Here is a 19490-nt window from a genome sequence, read left to right on the forward strand (position 1 = left end):
ATAAATTATACAATGGCAAAAGTTTTAGATAACTTAAATAATACCCGAAATATCGGGATCATGGCTCACATTGATGCTGGTAAAACTACCACATCAGAACGTATTCTTTTCTATACAGGACTAACTCACAAGATTGGTGAAACTCATGATGGTACAGCCACTATGGACTGGATGGATCAGGAGCAAGAGCGTGGTATTACTATCACATCTGCTGCTACTACCACTCAATGGAAGTATGACAATGAGATGTATAAGATAAACTTGATTGATACTCCGGGACACGTTGACTTTACTGTAGAGGTAGAGCGTTCATTGCGTGTGTTGGATGGAGCAATCGCTACATTTGATGCAGTATCAGGTGTTGAGCCTCAATCAGAAACAGTTTGGCGTCAAGCTGATAAATATGAAGTTCCACGTATTTGTTATGTGAACAAAATGGACCGTTCAGGTGCAAACTTCTTTGAAGTTGTTCGCCAAATTCGTGAGATGCTAGGAGCTAATCCGTGTCCTATTCAAATACCGGTAGGTGCTGAAGAGAAATTCACAGGTATTGTGGATCTAGTGACTATGAAATCTTATTTCTGGCATGATGAGACTATGGGAGCAGATTATCATGTGGAAGAAATTCCTGCTGATCTGTTAGCTGAAGCTCAAGAATGGAGAGAGAAAATGTTAGAATCAATCGCAGAATGTGATGATGTTTTGATGGAGAAATTCTTTGATGATCCTTCTACTATAACAGAAGATGAAATCAGAGTAGCTATCCGAAAAGGAACATTGGCTATGCAGATTACTCCAATGTTGTGTGGTTCTTCTTTCAAAAATAAAGGAGTTCAGCCATTGTTGGATTCTGTTTGTGCATACTTGCCAAGTCCGATGGATACTCCTGCAATTGAAGGTGTAGATCCAGAAGATTCTGAAAAAGTAATTGTACGTCATCCAAGTCCGGACGAACCATTTTGTGCTTTGGCATTTAAAATTGCTACAGACCCATTCGTAGGTCGTCTTTGTTTCTTCCGTGTTTATTCAGGGGAATTACATGCCGGTTCTTATGTATACAATACACGTTCAGGTAAAAAAGAACGTATCTCACGTTTGTTCCAGATGCACTCAAACAAACAAAACCCTAAAGAGGTGATTGGTTGTGGTGATATTGGTGCAGGTGTAGGTTTTAAAGATATTCGTACCGGAGATACTCTTTGTGACGAAAATCATCCTATCACACTTGAGGCAATGGATTTCCCAGATCCAGTAATCGGTATCTCTATTGAGCCTAAAACTCAAAAAGATGTTGATAAATTGGCTAATGGTTTAGCTAAACTATCTGAAGAAGATCCAACATTCCGTGTGCATACAGACGAGGATTCAGGTCAAACTATCATCGAAGGTATGGGTGAGCTTCACCTAGATGTTCTTATTGAGCGTTTGAAGCGTGAGTTTAAAGTAGAATGTAACCAAGGACGCCCTCAGGTATCTTATAAAGAGGCAATTACTGAAACAGTTGAGCTTCGCGAAGTTTATAAGAAACAATCAGGAGGTCGTGGTAAATTTGCTGATATCATTGTTAAAGTGGGTCCTGCTGATGCAGACTTCGAAGGTTCTCTTCAATTTGTTGATGAGGTGAAAGGTGGTAATATTCCTAAGGAATTTGTACCTTCAGTTCAAAAAGGATTTTTGAACTCTATGAAGAATGGTGTTTTGGCTGGTTTTGCTTTAGATAAAATGAAAGTTACTTTGGTTGACGGATCATTCCACCCTGTGGATTCGGATCAGTTGTCATTTGAGCTTTGTGCTAGATTTGCATTTAAGTCGGCATCAGAAAAAGCTCGTCCTGTATTACTTGAGCCAATCATGAAACTTGAGGTGGTAACACCAGAAGAAAGCATGGGTGATGTGATCGGTGACTTGAACAAGCGTCGTGGACAGGTAGAAGGAATGGAATCAAGCCGTTCTGGAGCTCGTATTGTTAAGGCAAAAGTTCCATTAGCTGAAATGTTCGGCTATGTAACTTCATTGAGAACGATTACTTCGGGTCGTGCAACATCAGCAATGGTGTTTGATCACTACGCAGAAGTGTCTTCTTCGATTGCTAAACAAGTCTTGACTGAATGTCAAGGTCGAGTAGATCTTATTAAATAAGAAAAACTGTTTTGCAAACTGTGGTTAGTAAATGACTCTTAATCACGGTTTGCATTACTATATAAAAACAACCCTTAATTTAAAAGACTGAAATGAGTCAAAAAATTAGAATCAAACTGAAATCTTACGATTACAACCTGGTTGACAAATCAGCTGAGAAAATCGTGAAGACAGTTAAAGCTACGGGTGCTGTGGTTAGTGGACCAATTCCATTGCCTACTCACAAACGTATTTTTACTGTTAACCGTTCGACTTTCGTTAACAAAAAGTCACGCGAACAATTTGAGCTATCTTCTTATAAGAGATTGATCGACATCTATAGCTCAACAGCTAAAACTGTAGATGCTTTGATGAAACTTGAATTACCAAGTGGTGTAGAAGTAGAAATTAAAGTTTGATAAACACGTAAATCAATTAAAGAAATGCCAGGATTATTAGGAAAAAAAATCGGAATGACATCCGTTTTCAGTGCCGAGGGAAAGAATGTTCCATGCACTGTTATCGAAGTGGGTCCTTGTGTTGTTACTCAAGTGAAAACTGTAGAAAATGACGGTTATGAAGCTGTTCAGATCGGTTTTGTTGATGCTAAAGATAAGCATACAAGCAAGCCTTTACAAGGTCACTTTAAAAAAGCAGGAGTAGCACCCAAAAGACACTTGGCCGAGTTCAAGTATGAAGAGAAATACAATCTAGGAGACGTTATTACTGTAGACGGAATGTTTTCGTTGGATGATCCTTATTTGGATATAACGGGAGTGTCTAAAGGTAAAGGTTTTCAGGGGGTTGTTAAACGCCACGGCTTTGCTGGGGTTGGTCAGGCTACATTAGGACAACATAATCGTCTGCGTGCACCAGGTTCTATCGGAGCTTGTTCTTATCCAGCTAAGGTATTCAAAGGAACAAGAATGGGTGGACAAATGGGTAACAAGCAAGTTACTGTACAAAATCTCGTGCTTATTAAGATAATTCCGGAACACAACCTTTTATTAATCAAAGGTTCTATCCCGGGTAGTAAAGGTTCAATCGTTAGAATAGAAAGATAATGGAGCTTAGTGTATTAAATATAAACGGTAAAGATACCGGCAAGAAAGTATCGTTGGACGATGCTATCTATGGAATTGAGCCTAACGACCATGTTCTTTGGTTAGATGTAAAGCAGTATTTGGCTAATCAACGTCAAGGTACTCATAAGTCTAAAGAAAGAAGTGAATTGTCGGGTAGTACACGTAAACTGATCAAACAAAAAGGTGGAGGTGGAGCTCGTCGTGGCGATATCAAATCTCCTCTATTGGTTGGGGGTGCTCGTGTTTTTGGGCCAAAACCAAGAGATTATAGCTTTAAATTGAACAAGAAAGTGAAAGTTCTTGCTCGTAAATCAGCATTGGCATACAAAGCAATAGGGAATCAAATCGTAGTAGTCGAGGATTTCAATTTCGAAACTCCAAAAACAAAAGATTTTATTGCTTTGACTAATAGTTTGCAAGTGGCTGATAAAAAGGTAGTTTTGGTTTTGTCGGATCAAAATAAAAACGTATATTTGTCGGCTCGTAATTTAGAGCGAGTTAAAGTTGTAACTGCTTCTGAGATAAATGCTTATACTATATTGAACTGTACTAGTTTGATATTGGCAGAATCTTCGATTGCGGTAATTGATAAACTTTTAAAAGCATAAGGAGGTAAAAAATGGGTATTTTAATTAAACCAATTCTAACAGAAAAACAAACAGCGATCTCTGAGAAATTTCCGAATCGTTATGGTTTTCGTGTTGCTCCTAGTGCAAATAAGGTGGAAATCAAAAATGCAATAGAGCAAATTTACGGAGTGAAAGTAGATGTTGTGAACACAATGAACTATGCCGGGAAACGCAAAAGCCGTTTTACTAAAGCTGGTGTAGTTAGTGGAAAAACTCCTGCTTACAAGAAAGCAATCGTAACCTTGAAAGAAGGTGAAGTAATAGACTTTTTTAGTAATATCTAAGATAAAAAATGGCAGTACGTAAATTAAAGCCCACAACACCGGGGCAAAGACACAAAATTATTGGTACATTCGAAGAAATCACTGCAAGTGTACCAGAGAAATCTCTTGTAGTCGGAAAGAAAATTTCGGGTGGTCGTAACAATACTGGGAAAATGACAGTTCGCAACGTAGGTGGCGGTCATAAAAGAAAGTACAGACTAATCGATTTCAAGAGAACAAAAGACGGAGTACCTGCTACAGTGGCAACAATTGAATACGACCCGAATCGTTCGGCTCGTATTGCTTTGTTACATTACGCAGACGGAGCAAAAGCTTATATGATTGCTCCTAATGGCCTGCAGGTAGGTCAAACAGTGATGTCAGGTGCTAATGCAGCGCCTGAGGTAGGAAATGCTTTGCCTTTGGCAAATATTCCTATTGGTACAGTAGTACATAATTTAGAATTACGCCCAGGACAAGGAGCGAAATTAGTTCGTTCGGCAGGGGGATTTGCACAGTTAACTTCTCGCGAAGGAGACTATGCTATCGTTAGAATGCCTTCTGGTGAAACACGTAAAATACTTTCAGCTTGTAAAGCAACTGTAGGTAGTGTTGGTAACTCTGATCATGCACTTGAAAAATCAGGTAAAGCTGGTCGCTCTAGATGGCTTGGAAATCGTCCTCGTGTTAGAGGTGTAGTAATGAACCCTGTCGATCACCCCATGGGTGGTGGTGAAGGTCGTGCTTCAGGAGGACACCCAAGATCACGTAAAGGATTGTATTCTAAAGGTCTTAAAACAAGAGCTCCAAAGAAACATTCTTCTAAGTATATAATTGAAAGAAGAAAGAAGTAACCTGATTTAATTTAAAAAATTATGAGTCGTTCGTTAAAAAAAGGCCCGTATATTAATGTAAAGCTTGAGAAAAAAGTTTTGGCTATGAATGAGTCAGGCAAAAAAGCTGTTGTTAAGACATGGGCAAGGGCTTCAATGATTTCTCCGGATTTTGTAGGTCATACTATAGCTGTACATAATGGAAATAAATTTATTCCTGTTTATGTAACAGAAAATATGGTAGGTCACAAATTAGGAGAATTTGCTCTAACTCGTACTTTCCGTGGACACGGTGGTAACAAGAAGAGATAATCAAGCAAAAGCCAAAATTTATTCAACAAAAAAGAAACATTAATATAAAATGGGTAAGAGAAAAAGAATAGCAGCTGACGCTAGAAAAGAAGCTAAACAAGCAGTTTCTTTAGCTAAGTTGAATAACGTTCCTACTTCACCACGTAAAATGCGCTTAGTTGCAGATATGGTGAGAGGTATGGAAGCGTTTAGAGCTCTTGGCGTTTTGAAATTCTCAAATAAAGAAGCGGCAGCAAGAGTTGAGAAATTGTTGCGTTCCTCTATTGCTAACTGGGAAGCTAAAAATGAGCGTAAAGCCGAGAGTGGTGAACTTTATGTGTCTTCGATATATGTAGACGGAGGTGCGATGTTGAAAAGACTTCGTCCTGCTCCACAAGGTAGAGGTTACAGAATTCGTAAACGTTCGAATCATGTAACTATTACAGTTGATGCACTTAGTAATAAAAAACAAAATTAATTTAGCCAGATGGGACAAAAAATCAATCCGATAGCAAATCGTTTAGGTATAATAAGAGGATGGGATTCTAACTGGTACGGCGGCAATAACTACGGTGAAACTCTGTTAGAAGATAGCAAAATCCGTAAATACTTAAATGCCCGCTTGGCAAAAGCTAGTGTATCTCGTATCGTGATCGAAAGAACTTTGAAACTTGTAACTATTACTGTATGTACAGCTCGTCCTGGTATTATTATCGGAAAAGGCGGTCAGGAAGTAGACAAGCTAAAAGAGGAATTAAAGAAAATTACAGATAAAGATATTCAAATCAATATATTTGAAATCAAAAAACCTGAGTTAGATGCAGTAATTGTAGCTAATAATATCGCACGCCAGTTGGAAGGTAAAATTGCTTACCGTCGTGCAATCAAAATGGCTATAGCTTCAACTATCAGAATGGGTGCTGAAGGTATTAAAATTCAAATCTCTGGACGTTTGAACGGCGCTGAAATGGCTCGTTCTGAAATGTACAAAGAAGGAAGAACTCCGCTTCACACATTCCGTGCTGATATTGATTATGCTCATGCTGAGGCTTTGACTAAAGTTGGTTTGCTCGGTATCAAAGTATGGATTTGTCGTGGAGAAATTTATGGCAAGAAAGACCTTGCTCCATCATTTGTAGTATCTAAAGAACCATCTTCTTCTCAAAACAGAGGAAATGATAATCGTAGATCAAACGATGGTAGAGGTTTCAAGAAAGGAAAGAGAAAATAAGAATTAAACATTTGAAAAAAGATGTTACAACCGAAGAAAACAAAATTTAGAAGACAGCAAAAAGGTCGCATGAAAGGTAATGCCCAAAGAGGCAGCCAACTTGCTTTCGGTTCGTTCGGTATCAAGACCCTTGAGACCAAATGGATTACCGGACGTCAGATCGAAGCGGCTCGTATTGCTGTAACTCGTTACATGCAACGTCAAGGTCAGGTTTGGGTGAGAATTTTCCCAGATAAGCCTATTACAAAGAAACCTGCTGAAGTGCGTATGGGTAAGGGTAAGGGTTCGCCAGAAGGATTTGTGGCGCCTGTTACTCCAGGAAGAATGATTTTCGAAATCGAAGGTGTATCTTTTGAAGTAGCTAAAGAAGCATTACGCTTGGCTGCTCAAAAATTACCAGTAACTACAAAATTTGTAGTACGCAGAGATTATGATTTAACTCAAAATTCTTAAGCACTATGAAAATTGCAGAAGTAAAAGAATTGTCCGATAAGGATTTAGCAGAAAGATTGAATGTCGAAAAACTGGCATTGGATCAATTAGTTTTGAACCACAGTGTGACTCCATTGGATAACCCTGCTAAGATTAAAGAAAAGCGTCGTGATATCGCTCGTATCTTGACAGTGTTGCGTCAAAGAGAAATAAATAAAAAGTAATAAGAGCTGATGGAAACTAGAAATTTAAGAAAAGAAAGAATCGGGGTCGTTTTCAGTAATAAAATGGATAAGACCGTTACTGTTGCTGTAAAATGGAAAGAAAAACACCCTATCTACGGGAAGTTCGTTAATAAAACGAAGAAATTTCATGCTCATGATGAAAAAAACGAGTGTAACATCGGTGATACTGTAAGAATCATGGAAACTCGTCCTTTGAGCAAACTAAAAAGATGGAGATTAATCGAAATAATCGAAAGGGCTAAATAAAATGATACAACAAGAATCAAGATTAGTAGTAACGGACAACAGTGGAGCTAGAGAGGCTCTATGTATTCGCGTACTAGGAGGCACAAGAAGACGCTATGCATCTGTAGGAGATATTATAGTAGTTGCTATCAAGAATGTGATCCCTTCAAGTGATGTTAAGAAAGGTGCAGTAACTAAAGCAATGGTTGTTCGTACAAAAAAAGAAGTACGTAGAGCTGACGGATCATACATCCGTTTTGATGACAATGCTTGTGTATTGTTAAATGCTGCCGGTGAAATCAGAGGAAGCCGTATTTTCGGACCGGTAGCAAGAGAATTGCGTTCGGTAAATATGAAAATCGTTTCTTTAGCACCAGAGGTACTTTAATCTAAATAAATCTAGACGGTAATGAGTAAGTTACATATAAAGAAAGGTGACATCGTTTATGTGAACACCGGTACAGACAAAGGCAAGACAGGTCGCGTTGTTAAAGTCATTATTGACAAACAACGTGCCATTGTTGAAGGTCTGAACATGGTATCTAAGCATACTAAGCCTAATGCGAAAAATCCTCAAGGAGGTATTGAGAAAGTAGAAGCTCCTATTCATATATCTAACCTGAATGTGGTTGATCCTGAATCAGGAAAACCAACCAGAGTAGGTCGTAAAGAATTGAATGGTAAGCTAGTGCGTTATTCTAAAAAAACAGGGAAGGAGATTAAATAATGAGCAATACAACAACTCTTAAAACAGAATATAAAGATCGTATTGTTTCTTCTCTGATGAAAGAATTCGGTTATAAGTCGTCAATGCAAGTTCCTGTTCTTAAAAAGATTGTTATCAATCAAGGTTTAGGAATAGCAGTTGCTGATAAAAAGATCATAGAAACAGCAATCAATGAATTGAGTGCTATTACAGGTCAAAAAGCTGTAGCTACAGTATCTAAGAAAGATATTTCGAACTTTAAGTTACGTAAAAAAATGCCTATTGGTGTAATGGTAACATTGCGTCATAACCAAATGTACGAATTTTTGGAAAGACTTGTAAAAGTTGCACTTCCTCGTATTCGTGACTTCAAAGGTATCGAAAGCAAACTTGATGGTCGTGGTAACTATACATTAGGTATCCAAGAGCAAATCATTTTCCCTGAAATTAATATCGATGCAATTAACAAAATTCTGGGAATGAATATTACCTTTGTAACTTCTGCGAAAACAGATGAAGAAGGCTATGCTCTTTTGAGAGAATTTGGTTTACCATTTAAGAACGCAAAAAAAGAATTGATATAAGATGGCAAAAGAATCAATGAAAGCCCGTGAGGTTAAAAGAGCAAAATTAGTAGCTAAATATGCAGCTAAAAGAGCTCAATTGAAGTCTGAAGGAGATTACGAAGGTCTTCAAGCTCTGCCTAAGAATGCGTCTCCAGTTCGTCTACACAACAGATGTAGTATGACTGGTCGTCCAAAAGGGTATTTACGCCAATTTGGAATTTCTCGTATTCAATTTAGAGAAATGGCTTCTAAAGGCTTAATACCAGGTATCAAAAAAGCTAGCTGGTAATACACAGAATTTTTTTTAGAATTAAATATTGTTCCGGGTTTCGGAATTAATTTAAATCAATTTTATAATGACAGATCCAATAGCAGATTATTTGACGCGCTTGAGAAACGCCATCATGGCTAAGCACAGAGTGGTAGAAATACCAGCGTCAAATTTGAAAAAAGAAATCACAAAGATTCTTTTTGAAAAAGGCTACATACTTAACTATAAGTTTGTAGAAGAAGGTCCTCAAGGTTCAATAAAAATTGCCTTGAAATATGACCCCGTAAATAAAGTGAATGCGATAAAGAAATTGATTCGTATCTCAACTCCAGGTCTTCGTAAGTATACAGGATACAAAGAAATGCCAAGAGTCCTTAATGGTCTTGGTATTGCTGTATTGTCTACCTCTAAAGGTATTATGACTGACAAAGAAGCTCGCGGTTTGAAAGTGGGTGGAGAAGTTTTATGTTATGTTTATTAATTAAGAGGAGGTATACTATGTCAAGAATTGGAAAATTACCTATAACTATCCCTGCGGGAGTTACCGTAAGTGTGGATAAAGACAATTTGGTTACCGTAAAAGGTGCAAAAGGTGAATTAACTCAAAGTGTAAATCCTGATATCAAAGTTTCTGTTGACGCTGATGTGTTGACGGTTACTCGTCCAACTGATGAAAAAGAGCATCGTGCGTTGCATGGTCTTTACAGATCGTTGATAAATAACATGGTTATTGGAGTTTCTGAAGGATATCGTAAAGAGTTAGAATTAGTAGGGGTTGGTTATCGTGCATCTAATGCAGGACAACAATTAGACCTTTCTCTAGGTTATACTCACAACATTCATATGTTGTTACCAAAAGAGATAATCATAGAAACTAAATCTGAGAGAAATAAGAATCCTCTAATCATTTTAGAATCTTGCGATAAAGAGCTTATCGGTATGGTGTGTGCTAAAATCCGTTCATTCCGTAAACCAGAACCTTATAAAGGTAAAGGTATTCGTTTTGTGGGTGAAGTTATACGTCGTAAGTCTGGTAAATCGGCAGGTAAATAATTTACGTAAACTGTAAAAATCATGACAACGAAGACAGATAGAAGAAATAAGATAAAGTTAGATGTACGTAGTAAAATACAAGGTACAACTGAACGTCCACGTTTGACAGTTTTCAGAAGTAACAAGCAAATTTATGCTCAGGTTATCGACGATTTAACTGGAAAAACTCTAGCTTCTGCTTCTTCTCTTAAATTGAGTGAAAAAGCTCCTAAGAAAGAGATTGCGGCTAAAGTAGGTGAACTAGTAGCTAAGGCTGCTCAAGAAGCAGGCATTACATCTGTAGTATTTGACCGAAATGGTTATTTATACCACGGTAGAGTTAAAGAAATGGCAGATGCTGCCCGTAAAGGTGGACTTAAATTTTAATACAAATGGCAGGAATTAATAATAAAGTAAAATCGACCAACGATATCGAACTGAAGGACAGATTGGTGGCTATCAATCGTGTTACAAAAGTAACAAAGGGTGGTCGTACGTTCAGTTTCGCAGCTATCGTCGTTGTAGGTAACGAAGATGGTATAGTTGGTTGGGGCCTAGGTAAAGCCGGTGAGGTGACTACAGCCATTGCCAAAGGAGTTGAAGCTGCTAAGAAAAACCTGATCAAAGTTCCGGTTTTGAAAGGAACTATCCCTCACGAACAAGTTGCTCGTTTTGGAGGATCAGAAGTTTTCATCAAACCAGCTTCTCCCGGTACAGGAGTAAAAGCAGGAGGTGCGATGCGTGCTGTGCTTGAAAGTGTTGGTGTAACTGACGTTCTTGCAAAATCTAAAGGTTCTTCTAACCCTCACAACTTAGTGAAGGCTACAATTGAAGCTTTAGGTGAACTAAGAGATGCGTATACTGTTGCTCAAAACAGAGGAGTGTCTATGGAAAAAGTGTTTAAAGGTTAATTTGCAAGAAAACAAAATTATGGCAACAATTAAAATTAAACAAGTTAGAAGCAGAATCAATAGCCCTATTGATCAAAAGAGAACATTAGATGCTCTAGGGTTGAGAAAATTGAATAGAGTGGTTGAACATCCAGATAATCCAGCAATAAGAGGGATGATCGAGAAAGTAAAGCACTTAGTTTCTATAGTAGAGTAATAATCTAGTAAAAGATAAAAAATCTAAGCATATGAATTTATCGAATTTAAAACCTGCTGAAGGTGCTACTAAAACAAGAAAAAGAATCGGTCGTGGTACCGGATCGGGTTTAGGTGGTACTTCTACAAGAGGTCATAAAGGTGCTAAGTCTAGATCGGGTTATTCAAAGAAGATCGGTTTTGAAGGAGGTCAAATGCCTATCCAACGTCGTCTTCCTAAATATGGCTTTAAAAATATCAACCGTGTTGAATATAAAGCTATTAATTTGAATGTACTTCAAGATTTGGCTGATGCTCAAAAACTAACAAAAATTGATATTCAAACTCTGATCAATGCTGGTTTTGTTTCATCTAAGCACTTAGTGAAGATTTTAGGTAATGGAGCATTAACTGTAAAGTTAGATGTTGAAGCTCATTCTTTCTCTAAGTCAGCAGAGGCTGCTATTATAGCAGTAGGTGGAACCGCAACAAAACTGAAGTAAGATGGGATTTGTAAAAACAATAGAAAATATATGGAAGATTGAGGATCTGCGCAAACGGATTCTCACTACTTTCTTTTTCGTAGTGATCTATCGTTTTGGTACACATGTTGTGTTGCCGGGCGTAAATCCAGCGGATTTGGAAGCTCTTCGCCACAGTGCATCCGGAGGATTATTAGGCTTGCTTGATATGTTTTCTGGTGGTGCTTTTGCAAATGCTTCTATTTTTGCATTGGGTATTATGCCTTATATCTCAGCTTCGATTGTAATCCAGCTGTTGGGTATAGCACTACCGTACTTTCAAAAACTACAAAAAGAAGGAGAAAGTGGACGTAATAAGCTTAACCAATATACTCGTTATCTGACATTAGTGATACTTCTATTTCAAGGCCCTGCCTATTTGCTAGGTGCTTTGCAAGGAGCTGCTCCTGGAGGATTCTGGAGTTTTCTATTGCCTTCAACCATCATTTTGGCAGGCGGTAGTATGTTTGTACTATGGTTAGGTGAGCGTATCACCGATAAAGGTATTGGAAACGGTATTTCGTTTATAATACTAGTTGGTATTATTGCTCGATTGCCTCATGCTTTGGTTGGAGAGTTTACTTCCCGTCTGAGTGATAGTGCTGGTGGTCTGATCGTATTTTTGCTTGAAATAGTATTTTTACTTTTTGTTATTGCAATGGCAATACTTCTTGTACAAGGTACTCGCAAGATACCGGTACAGTATGCAAAACGTATCGTTGGCAATAAACAATATGGTGGTGCACGTCAGTATATCCCATTAAAAGTAAATGCTGCCAACGTGATGCCTATCATTTTCGCTCAAGCGATTATGTTTATCCCTGTTGCTGTGGCTGGATTTACAACTGCAGATAAATCTGGATGGTTCATGCGTTCTATGACTGATAATACCAGTTGGTTATATTGCCTTATATTTGCTTTTTTAATTATAGCATTTACATGGTTTTATACTGCGGTTACTATCAATCCAATACAAATGGCTGATGAATTAAAAAGAAATAATGGATTTATTCCCGGAATTAAACCTGGAAAGAAAACGGCTGATTATATAGACCTTATTATGTCTCGTATAACTCTACCCGGTTCATTATTCTTGGCTCTAGTTGCTATCTTACCTGCTTTTGCAAGTTTGATTGGAATTAGTAAAGAATTTTCTCACTTTTTCGGTGGTACTTCTTTATTGATTTTGGTTGGGGTAGTATTGGATACTTTACAACAAATCGAAAGTCACTTGTTGATGAGACATTATGATGGTTTGTTGAAGTCAGGTAGAATAAAAGGTCGTTCAGGATCAATTGCGGCATATTAAGTAAGTTTAGTATAGATCAATGATTTTCCTAAAAACAGAAGAAGAAATAGAATTAATGCGTGAGAGTAACCGCTTGGTTGGTATGACTCTAGGCGAAGTTGCCAAACATATCAAGCCGGGGGTTACTACACTGCATTTAGATAAAATAGCTGAAGAATTTATCAGAAGTCATGGAGCAATTCCATCTTTTAAAGGCTATAAGGGTGCACCGGGTACAATTGATTTTACTGGGAGTATATGTGCTTCGGTGAATGATGTTGTAGTGCATGGTATACCTGGAGGTTATGTTCTTAAAGACGGAGATATAATATCAGTTGATTGCGGAACTGAAAAGAATGGTTTTTGTGGAGATTCAGCCTATACTTTTTGTGTAGGAGAGGTTTCTGAAGAAGCGAAAGCTTTATTGAGAGCTACTAAGGAATCTTTATATAAAGGTATAGAAAAGGCCATCGAAGGTAATCGTATCGGAGATATTAGTGAAGCCGTTCAGTCTCATTGTGAAAAACTGCGATATTCGGTAGTACGTGAATTAGTTGGTCATGGTATCGGTCGTAAGATGCATGAAGCTCCCGAAGTTCCTAATTATGGAAGACGAGGAACTGGTCCTTTATTAAAAAAAGGAATGTGTATTGCTATTGAGCCAATGATTAATCAAGGAAGTAAGAATGTTGTGTTTGAAAGCGATGGATGGACAGTAAGAACAAAGGATAGAAAACTATCAGCTCATTTCGAACATACAGTTTCGATTCGAGAAGGTAAAGCTGATATCTTATCTACGTTCGAGTTTATTGAGGCTGTGTTAGGAAATAACGGAATCTAATTTAATTTTTTATGGCTAAACAAGCATCAATAGAACAAGATGGCGTAATTGTAGAAGCATTGTCTAATGCAATGTTTCGTGTAGAGTTAGAAAATGGACATGAAATTACTGCACATATTTCGGGTAAAATGCGTATGCATTACATTAAAATACTACCAGGAGATAAAGTGCGAGTTGAAATGTCTCCATATGATTTGACTAAAGGTCGAATCTCTTTCAGATACAAATAAAAAAACAAGATATGAAAGTAAGAGCATCATTAAAGAAGCGTACTGGTGATTGTAAAATTGTCAGAAGAAAAGGTCGCTTATACGTAATAAACAAAAAAAACCCTAAGTACAAACAACGTCAGGGATAATTTACTAATTTTGCAAAAATAATCAAGTATATGGCTATAAGAATAGTTGGTGTCGATTTACCGCAAAATAAGAGAGGCGAAATTGCCTTGACATATATATATGGTATCGGACGTAGTAATTCTAATAAAATTTTAGAACAAGCAGGTGTTGATAGAAATCTTAAAGTAAAAGATTGGACAGATGAACAAGCGGGAACAATCCGTGAATTAATCTCAAGTCAATTTAAAGTTGAAGGAGATTTGAGATCTGAAGTTCAGTTGAACATTAAGCGCCTAATGGATATCGGTTGTTACCGTGGTATTCGTCACCGTATTGGCTTACCTCTAAGAGGACAAAGCACTAAAAATAACGCTCGTACACGCAAGGGCAAAAAGAAAACTGTTGCAAACAAGAAAAAGGCTACAAAATAATAGTTTGATATGGCAAAAAAAACAGTCGCAGCTAAAAAAAGAAACGTTAAAGTGGATGCAAACGGACAAGTTCATGTGCATTCTTCATTTAACAATATTATTATTTCGATTACAAACAGCGAAGGTCAAGTGATCAGCTGGTCATCTGCAGGTAAAATGGGTTTTAGAAGTTCTAAGAAAAACACCCCTTATGCAGCTCAAATGGCAGCGTCAGATTGTGCTAAAGTAGCATATGACCTAGGCTTGAGAAAAGTGAAAGTGTTTGTAAAGGGTCCAGGAAACGGGCGTGAGTCTGCAATCCGTACAATACATGGTGCAGGAATAGAGGTGTCAGAAATAGTTGACGTTACTCCACTTCCTCATAATGGATGTCGTCCTCCAAAACACAGAAGAGTTTAATCCCAATTTCTAAGTTAGAAACATGAGTTGTGATTGATTGCAAGTAACCCTCTCTGTAATCGCGGCTGCACAATTCTCGCTTCTTTTTAATGTTTTAATTTTAAAAAAATGGCAAGATATACAGGACCAAAATCAAGAATAGCCCGTAAATTCGGTGAGCCTATCTTCGGACCAGATAAAGTTCTTTCTAGAAAGAACTATCCTCCCGGACAACATGGTAATGGTAGAAAGAAAAAGACTTCTGAATATGGTATTCAGTTGCGTGAAAAACAAAAAGCTAAATATACTTACGGAGTATTGGAAAAACAATTCCGTAACTTGTTTGAAAAAGCTGCAAGTGCTCGTGGTATTACAGGTGAGGTTTTATTACAATTCCTAGAATCAAGACTTGACAACGTTGTATTCCGCTTGGGTATAGCTCCTACAAGAGCTGCTGCCCGTCAGTTGGTTTCACACCGTCATATTTTGGTAGAGGGTAAAATTGTTAATATACCATCATATTCTGTTAAACCAGGACAAATAATATCTGTTCGCGAAAAATCAAAATCTTTAGAGGTTATTGATAATGCTTTATCTGGATTCAACCACAGCAAATATCCTTGGATAGAGTGGGACAATTCATCTAAATCAGGTAAATATTTGCACTTACCTGAAAGAGCAGATATTCCAGAGAACATAAAAGAACAGTTGATAGTAGAATTGTATTCTAAAGATTAATTTCATGGCGATATTAGCATTTCAAAAACCCGATAAAGTATTGATGTTAGAAGCGGACAACTTCTTCGGTAAGTTCGAGTTTCGTCCGTTGGAACCTGGCTACGGTATTACTGTAGGTAATGCTCTTCGCCGTATTCTCCTTTCTTCACTTGAAGGTTTTGCTATTACTTCTATAAAAATCGATGGTGTTGAGCATGAATTTGCTACAGTACCGGGAGTTATAGAGGATGTAACAAATATAATCTTGAATCTGAAAAAAGTTCGATTTAAACAAATAGTCGAAGAAATAGAGAATGAGAAAGTAAGCATTACTATTTCGGGTTCCGAAGTGTTCAAAGCTGGAGATATAGGTAAGCATTTATCTGGGTTTGAAGTTTTAAATCCTGAATTGGTGGTTTGCCACTTAGATCCAAGTGCGAATCTTCAAATTGAGTTGACAATTAACAAAGGTCGTGGATACGTTCCCGCAGACGAGAACCGTAGTCTTTCCGATGATGTTAATGTAATCGCAATTGACTCTATCTATACTCCGATCCGTAATGTGAAATACTCTATCGAAAACTATCGTGTAGAGCAAAAAACAGATTACGAAAAATTAGTGATAGAAATATCGACTGATGGATCTATACATCCAAAAGATGCACTGAAAGAAGCTGCTAAAATTCTTATCCATCACTTCATGTTGTTTTCTGATGAGAAAATCTTATTGGAGCAAACAGAAACTGATGGAAACGAAGAGTTTGATGAAGAAATACTTCACATGCGCCAATTGTTGAAAAGCAAGTTAGTAGATATGAACCTATCGGTTCGTGCTCTGAACTGTTTGAAATCGGCTGAAGTAGAAACTTTAGGAGAGCTTGTTCAGTTCAATAAAAACGACCTTCTTAAATTCCGTAACTTCGGTAAGAAATCTCTTACAGAGTTAGACGAATTATTAGATAGTCTGAACCTTTCTTTTGGTATGGATATATCCAAATATAAATTAGATAAAGATTAATAAGCGATGAGACATAATAAAAAATTTAATCACTTAGGTCGTACTAATACGCATAGAAACGCAATGTTATCTAACATGTGTGCTTCTTTAATCATGCACAAGCGTATTTTTACTACTGTAGCAAAAGCAAAGGCTTTAAGGAAAGTTATTGAGCCTATCATTACTAAATCAAAGGAAGATACTACTCACTCAAGACGTTTAGTATTCCAAGATCTTCAAAGTAAATCAGCTGTAACAGAATTGTTCCAAAATGTATCTGTAAAAGTTGCAGATCGTCCAGGTGGATATACTCGTATAATCAAAACCGGAAATCGTTTAGGAGACAATGCTTCAATGTGTTTTATTGAGTTAGTAGACTACAATGAAAATATGTTGAAAGAAACTACTAAAGCTGCTGCTAAACCTAAGACACGTCGTTCTAAGAAGAAAGCAGATGATACTGAAGTAGCTGCTGAAGCAGTCAAAGAAACTAAGGCTAAAGCTCCTAAAGCAGCTAAAGCTAAAGTAGAAGACGAAGACAAAAAAACTGAGGAATAATTATATATTACTCTTAAAAAAAGCACTCTCAATATTGGGAGTGCTTTTTTTATGTTATAATGTTAGACTATATATCAGGTCTAATTGACCGAAAAGTTGGATTTGATAATAGAATTAGACTTATTGTAATTTGTCTATTCGTATGAGTCTAGCTAAGAAAATACAAACCGCCAGCACATCCTAAGAGCAAACCTAATATGCTGCTGAATATAATAATTCCAATTATCTTAATAATACTTTTAAACAGATTATTTTCGAATATCCGATAGAATGTCCAGCTCATATATAAATAAGATAGTAGAAGTGGTAAAAAGAGGTTTAAAGTAGGGAAAATGTAATGTAGAGGAAGAAGTATTATTAAGAATAATATTTGGATGCCAATCATATATGAATTGATGACCAAGTGTTCAAAATAATTATAATTACTCTTTCTAAATAATATAAACGAGAACAAGGCATTAAATGGTATGAGAAGATAGGTTATCAAAGCATAGTGCTTGTAAAGCCAGTCAAACGTAATTTGTATTGCGCTTTGTGTCTGAGAAGAGCTACTTATAATATCTACATTAGGATATATGTGCAAATAATGGCTCAAAAAACCATATATAGTTGCTAGAATAGTAACAAAAGCAAAAGGCTTAAAATGTTTTGCCCTTTTTCCTGAAAGATATCCCTTCAACATTTGACTAGGCCTCAGAATTAATTCCTTTATTGTATAGAGAATCCCTTTATCAACATGAAATATGCTATGTTGAATTTCGTGTATTAAATAATGAAAGTCGATTCTCTGAGCTTTCATGAACTGTCCACATGATGGGCAATATTTAGTATTCGATTGATTATTGCAGTTTTTACAAACTATTTCCATATATTTTAGACTAATAATTATAAAACAAAATAAATAAAAAAGGCGATAAGTTATTATTTTATCGCCTTTTATAAATTTATATATGTCTTTAGAATTCCGCGTTATTTGGTGTTCTAGGAAATGGTATAACATCTCTAATGTTGCCCATACCTGTAATAAAGAGCATAAGACGCTCAAAACCTAATCCGAATCCGGCATGAGGTGCTGTTCCAAATTTGCGGGTTTCTAAATACCACCAAATTGGGTCAGCATTCATTCCTGTTTCTTTAATGCGATTCATTAGCTTGTCATAATCAGCTTCACGTTCTGATCCACCAATAATCTCTCCGATTTTGGGGAAAAGAACATCCATGCCACGAACCGTTTTTCCATCCTCATTCTGCTTCATATAGAAAGACTTGATCTCTTTCGGATAATCAGTCAGGATAACCGGACATTTGAAGTGCTGCTCTACCAGATAGCGTTCATGTTCTGATTGAAGATCTGCACCCCAATAAACAGGAAATTCGAATTTGTGTTTACTTTCTTCCAGAATTTTCACACCTTCAGTGTAAGTTAAACGAATGAACTTATTATTGGTAACAAAGTTTAATCTGTCGATTAATTCTTTATCGTATTTCTCTGCTAAGAATGCAATATCATCTTTACAATTTTCAAGAGCATATTTGATCAAGTATTGTAAAAAGTCCTCAGCCAAATCCATATTGTCATTGATGTCATAGAATGCGACTTCAGGTTCTATCATCCAGAACTCAGCAAGGTGGCGTGGGGTATTTGAGTTTTCTGCACGAAATGTAGGGCCAAAAGTGTATATCGCACCTAATGCCATAGCTCCAAGTTCTCCTTCTAGTTGTCCTGAAACAGTAAGATTGGTTTGACGGCCAAAGAAATCTTGACTATAATCTACTGCACCTGTTTCGGTACGAGGTGTATTGTTGAAATCAAGAGTTGTTGCCTGGAACATAGAGCCTGCTCCTTCAGCATCAGAAGCTGTAATGATAGGAGTATGCAAATAAAAGAATCCATGGTCGTTAAAGTATTTATGAATAGCAAACGACATGTGATGACGCATACGTAGAATTGCTCCAAAAGTGTTTGTTCTTGGACGCAAATGTGCTATTTCGCGCAGATACTCTAATGAAGGACCATTTTTTTGCTTTTGCAAGGGGTACTCTTCAGGGTCTGCAACACCGTATATTTCTATTTCTTTGGCTTGTATTTCGCAGTTTTGTCCTTGACCTTGTGATGCTACTAATGTTCCAACGACATGAATACATGCACCTGTTGTAATCTTTTTCAGTAATTCTTCATTGAAGAGTTCTGCATCAGCAACGACTTGGATATTATTTATTGTAGAACCATCATTTAAATGTATAAAACTTACAAATTTATTGCCTCTGCGGGTACGTACCCAGCCTTTTGCACTTACGGTTGCTCCGAAATCATCTCTGCGGAGCAAGTCTGAAATTTTAGTTCTACGAATTGTTTCCATTTTTAATTTAAGTTTGTCCTGACTAGGGTTATAACTAATCTTAGATATT

The 19490-nt window shown here is 37.1% G+C and carries 33 protein-coding genes; 31 read left to right on the forward strand and 2 right to left on the reverse strand.

Features of this window, described 5'->3' with window-relative positions; genetic code table 11:
• Positions 1-12 precede the first annotated feature (12 nt).
• From fusA to rplQ, 31 genes are all read left to right on the forward strand, one after another.
• Complete coding sequence (gene fusA / locus G7050_RS09345) at positions 13-2139, forward strand: elongation factor G (protein ID WP_166114390.1); 2127 nt, start codon at positions 13-15, stop codon at positions 2137-2139.
• Between the two features lie 92 nt (positions 2140-2231).
• Positions 2232-2537 carry a 30S ribosomal protein S10 gene (rpsJ, locus tag G7050_RS09350; RefSeq protein ID WP_026626968.1) on the forward strand — a complete coding sequence of 102 codons (306 nt, stop codon included), beginning with the start codon at positions 2232-2234 and terminating at the stop codon, positions 2535-2537.
• Positions 2538-2561: 24 nt separating this feature from the next.
• Positions 2562-3182: a 50S ribosomal protein L3 gene (gene rplC / locus G7050_RS09355; protein WP_166114393.1), complete on the forward strand. Its 621-nt coding sequence runs from the start codon at positions 2562-2564 to the stop codon at positions 3180-3182.
• Positions 3182-3811 carry a 50S ribosomal protein L4 gene (gene rplD, locus G7050_RS09360; protein WP_166114397.1) on the forward strand — a complete coding sequence of 210 codons (630 nt, stop codon included), beginning with the start codon at positions 3182-3184 and terminating at the stop codon, positions 3809-3811. The genes rplC and rplD overlap by 1 nt, the downstream gene beginning before the upstream one ends.
• A gap of 11 nt (positions 3812-3822) precedes the next feature.
• Positions 3823-4116, forward strand: coding sequence for a 50S ribosomal protein L23 (gene rplW / locus G7050_RS09365; RefSeq protein ID WP_166114400.1), 294 nt, complete (start codon positions 3823-3825; stop codon positions 4114-4116).
• A gap of 8 nt (positions 4117-4124) precedes the next feature.
• Positions 4125-4949, forward strand: a complete 825-nt coding sequence (gene rplB, locus G7050_RS09370; RefSeq protein ID WP_166114403.1) for a 50S ribosomal protein L2 — start codon at positions 4125-4127, stop codon at positions 4947-4949.
• A gap of 21 nt (positions 4950-4970) precedes the next feature.
• On the forward strand, positions 4971-5240 hold the full coding sequence (gene rpsS, locus G7050_RS09375; RefSeq protein ID WP_029903251.1) for a 30S ribosomal protein S19: 270 nt from the start codon (positions 4971-4973) through the stop codon (positions 5238-5240).
• A gap of 49 nt (positions 5241-5289) precedes the next feature.
• Positions 5290-5697, forward strand: coding sequence for a 50S ribosomal protein L22 (rplV, locus tag G7050_RS09380; RefSeq protein ID WP_166114406.1), 408 nt, complete (start codon positions 5290-5292; stop codon positions 5695-5697).
• Between the two features lie 9 nt (positions 5698-5706).
• Entirely contained in the window at positions 5707-6450 is a 744-nt protein-coding gene (rpsC, locus tag G7050_RS09385) for a 30S ribosomal protein S3 (RefSeq protein ID WP_166114409.1), read from the forward strand.
• Positions 6451-6471: 21 nt separating this feature from the next.
• Positions 6472-6903 carry a 50S ribosomal protein L16 gene (gene rplP / locus G7050_RS09390; RefSeq protein ID WP_110309647.1) on the forward strand — a complete coding sequence of 144 codons (432 nt, stop codon included), beginning with the start codon at positions 6472-6474 and terminating at the stop codon, positions 6901-6903.
• Positions 6904-6908: 5 nt separating this feature from the next.
• On the forward strand, positions 6909-7106 hold the full coding sequence (rpmC, locus tag G7050_RS09395; RefSeq protein ID WP_166114412.1) for a 50S ribosomal protein L29: 198 nt from the start codon (positions 6909-6911) through the stop codon (positions 7104-7106).
• 9 nt (positions 7107-7115) lie between these two features.
• Entirely contained in the window at positions 7116-7373 is a 258-nt protein-coding gene (rpsQ, locus tag G7050_RS09400) for a 30S ribosomal protein S17 (protein WP_166114415.1), read from the forward strand.
• Between the two features lies 1 nt (position 7374).
• Entirely contained in the window at positions 7375-7740 is a 366-nt protein-coding gene (gene rplN, locus G7050_RS09405) for a 50S ribosomal protein L14 (RefSeq protein WP_166114419.1), read from the forward strand.
• Between the two features lie 21 nt (positions 7741-7761).
• On the forward strand, positions 7762-8079 hold the full coding sequence (gene rplX / locus G7050_RS09410) for a 50S ribosomal protein L24 (protein ID WP_166114422.1): 318 nt from the start codon (positions 7762-7764) through the stop codon (positions 8077-8079).
• On the forward strand, positions 8079-8642 hold the full coding sequence (rplE, locus tag G7050_RS09415) for a 50S ribosomal protein L5 (protein WP_166114425.1): 564 nt from the start codon (positions 8079-8081) through the stop codon (positions 8640-8642). Before rplX ends, rplE begins: the two co-directional genes overlap by 1 nt.
• 1 nt (position 8643) lies before the next feature.
• The gene (gene rpsN, locus G7050_RS09420) at positions 8644-8913 is read left to right on the forward strand and encodes a 30S ribosomal protein S14 (RefSeq protein ID WP_050709697.1); all 270 of its coding nucleotides are present in this window, start codon (positions 8644-8646) and stop codon (positions 8911-8913) included.
• Between the two features lie 67 nt (positions 8914-8980).
• Positions 8981-9376 (forward strand): 30S ribosomal protein S8, encoded by a 396-nt coding sequence (rpsH, locus tag G7050_RS09425; RefSeq protein ID WP_166114428.1) that lies wholly within the window; start codon positions 8981-8983, stop codon positions 9374-9376.
• Between the two features lie 17 nt (positions 9377-9393).
• A complete protein-coding gene (gene rplF / locus G7050_RS09430) occupies positions 9394-9948 on the forward strand; it encodes a 50S ribosomal protein L6 (RefSeq protein ID WP_166114431.1) in 555 nt (184 codons plus the stop codon).
• 21 nt (positions 9949-9969) lie between these two features.
• Positions 9970-10314, forward strand: coding sequence for a 50S ribosomal protein L18 (rplR, locus tag G7050_RS09435; RefSeq protein ID WP_166114434.1), 345 nt, complete (start codon positions 9970-9972; stop codon positions 10312-10314).
• A 5-nt stretch (positions 10315-10319) separates the two neighbouring features.
• Positions 10320-10838: a 30S ribosomal protein S5 gene (gene rpsE, locus G7050_RS09440; protein WP_166114437.1), complete on the forward strand. Its 519-nt coding sequence runs from the start codon at positions 10320-10322 to the stop codon at positions 10836-10838.
• 19 nt (positions 10839-10857) lie between these two features.
• Positions 10858-11034 carry a 50S ribosomal protein L30 gene (gene rpmD, locus G7050_RS09445; RefSeq protein WP_221412794.1) on the forward strand — a complete coding sequence of 59 codons (177 nt, stop codon included), beginning with the start codon at positions 10858-10860 and terminating at the stop codon, positions 11032-11034.
• A gap of 31 nt (positions 11035-11065) precedes the next feature.
• The gene (gene rplO / locus G7050_RS09450; protein WP_166114443.1) at positions 11066-11515 is read left to right on the forward strand and encodes a 50S ribosomal protein L15; all 450 of its coding nucleotides are present in this window, start codon (positions 11066-11068) and stop codon (positions 11513-11515) included.
• A gap of 1 nt (position 11516) precedes the next feature.
• Positions 11517-12842 (forward strand): preprotein translocase subunit SecY, encoded by a 1326-nt coding sequence (gene secY, locus G7050_RS09455; protein WP_166114446.1) that lies wholly within the window; start codon positions 11517-11519, stop codon positions 12840-12842.
• A gap of 19 nt (positions 12843-12861) precedes the next feature.
• Positions 12862-13662: a type I methionyl aminopeptidase gene (gene map / locus G7050_RS09460; RefSeq protein WP_166114450.1), complete on the forward strand. Its 801-nt coding sequence runs from the start codon at positions 12862-12864 to the stop codon at positions 13660-13662.
• Between the two features lie 11 nt (positions 13663-13673).
• Positions 13674-13892 carry a translation initiation factor IF-1 gene (gene infA / locus G7050_RS09465; protein ID WP_166114453.1) on the forward strand — a complete coding sequence of 73 codons (219 nt, stop codon included), beginning with the start codon at positions 13674-13676 and terminating at the stop codon, positions 13890-13892.
• An 11-nt stretch (positions 13893-13903) separates the two neighbouring features.
• Positions 13904-14020, forward strand: a complete 117-nt coding sequence (gene ykgO, locus G7050_RS09470; protein WP_166114456.1) for a type B 50S ribosomal protein L36 — start codon at positions 13904-13906, stop codon at positions 14018-14020.
• Positions 14021-14050: 30 nt separating this feature from the next.
• Positions 14051-14431 carry a 30S ribosomal protein S13 gene (gene rpsM, locus G7050_RS09475; protein ID WP_166114459.1) on the forward strand — a complete coding sequence of 127 codons (381 nt, stop codon included), beginning with the start codon at positions 14051-14053 and terminating at the stop codon, positions 14429-14431.
• Between the two features lie 9 nt (positions 14432-14440).
• Complete coding sequence (rpsK, locus tag G7050_RS09480; protein ID WP_050709708.1) at positions 14441-14830, forward strand: 30S ribosomal protein S11; 390 nt, start codon at positions 14441-14443, stop codon at positions 14828-14830.
• 108 nt (positions 14831-14938) lie between these two features.
• Positions 14939-15547 carry a 30S ribosomal protein S4 gene (rpsD, locus tag G7050_RS09485; RefSeq protein ID WP_166114462.1) on the forward strand — a complete coding sequence of 203 codons (609 nt, stop codon included), beginning with the start codon at positions 14939-14941 and terminating at the stop codon, positions 15545-15547.
• Positions 15548-15551: 4 nt separating this feature from the next.
• The gene (locus G7050_RS09490) at positions 15552-16544 is read left to right on the forward strand and encodes a DNA-directed RNA polymerase subunit alpha (RefSeq protein ID WP_050709710.1); all 993 of its coding nucleotides are present in this window, start codon (positions 15552-15554) and stop codon (positions 16542-16544) included.
• 6 nt (positions 16545-16550) lie between these two features.
• Complete coding sequence (gene rplQ, locus G7050_RS09495; RefSeq protein WP_166114465.1) at positions 16551-17081, forward strand: 50S ribosomal protein L17; 531 nt, start codon at positions 16551-16553, stop codon at positions 17079-17081.
• A 148-nt stretch (positions 17082-17229) separates the two neighbouring features.
• Here the strand turns inward: rplQ and G7050_RS18010 are convergent, their stop codons facing one another.
• Together G7050_RS18010 and asnS are read right to left on the reverse strand one after the other, a co-directional pair.
• Complete coding sequence (locus G7050_RS18010) at positions 17230-18081, reverse strand: DUF3667 domain-containing protein (RefSeq protein ID WP_370521823.1); 852 nt, start codon at positions 18079-18081, stop codon at positions 17230-17232.
• Positions 18038-19441 (reverse strand): asparagine--tRNA ligase, encoded by a 1404-nt coding sequence (gene asnS / locus G7050_RS09505; protein WP_166114471.1) that lies wholly within the window; start codon positions 19439-19441, stop codon positions 18038-18040. Before asnS ends, G7050_RS18010 begins: the two co-directional genes overlap by 44 nt.
• Positions 19442-19490: the final 49 nt, after the last annotated feature.

Origin of the sequence: Dysgonomonas sp. HDW5A (genome assembly GCF_011299555.1) — a bacterium.
Classification (GTDB): domain Bacteria; phylum Bacteroidota; class Bacteroidia; order Bacteroidales; family Dysgonomonadaceae; genus Dysgonomonas_A.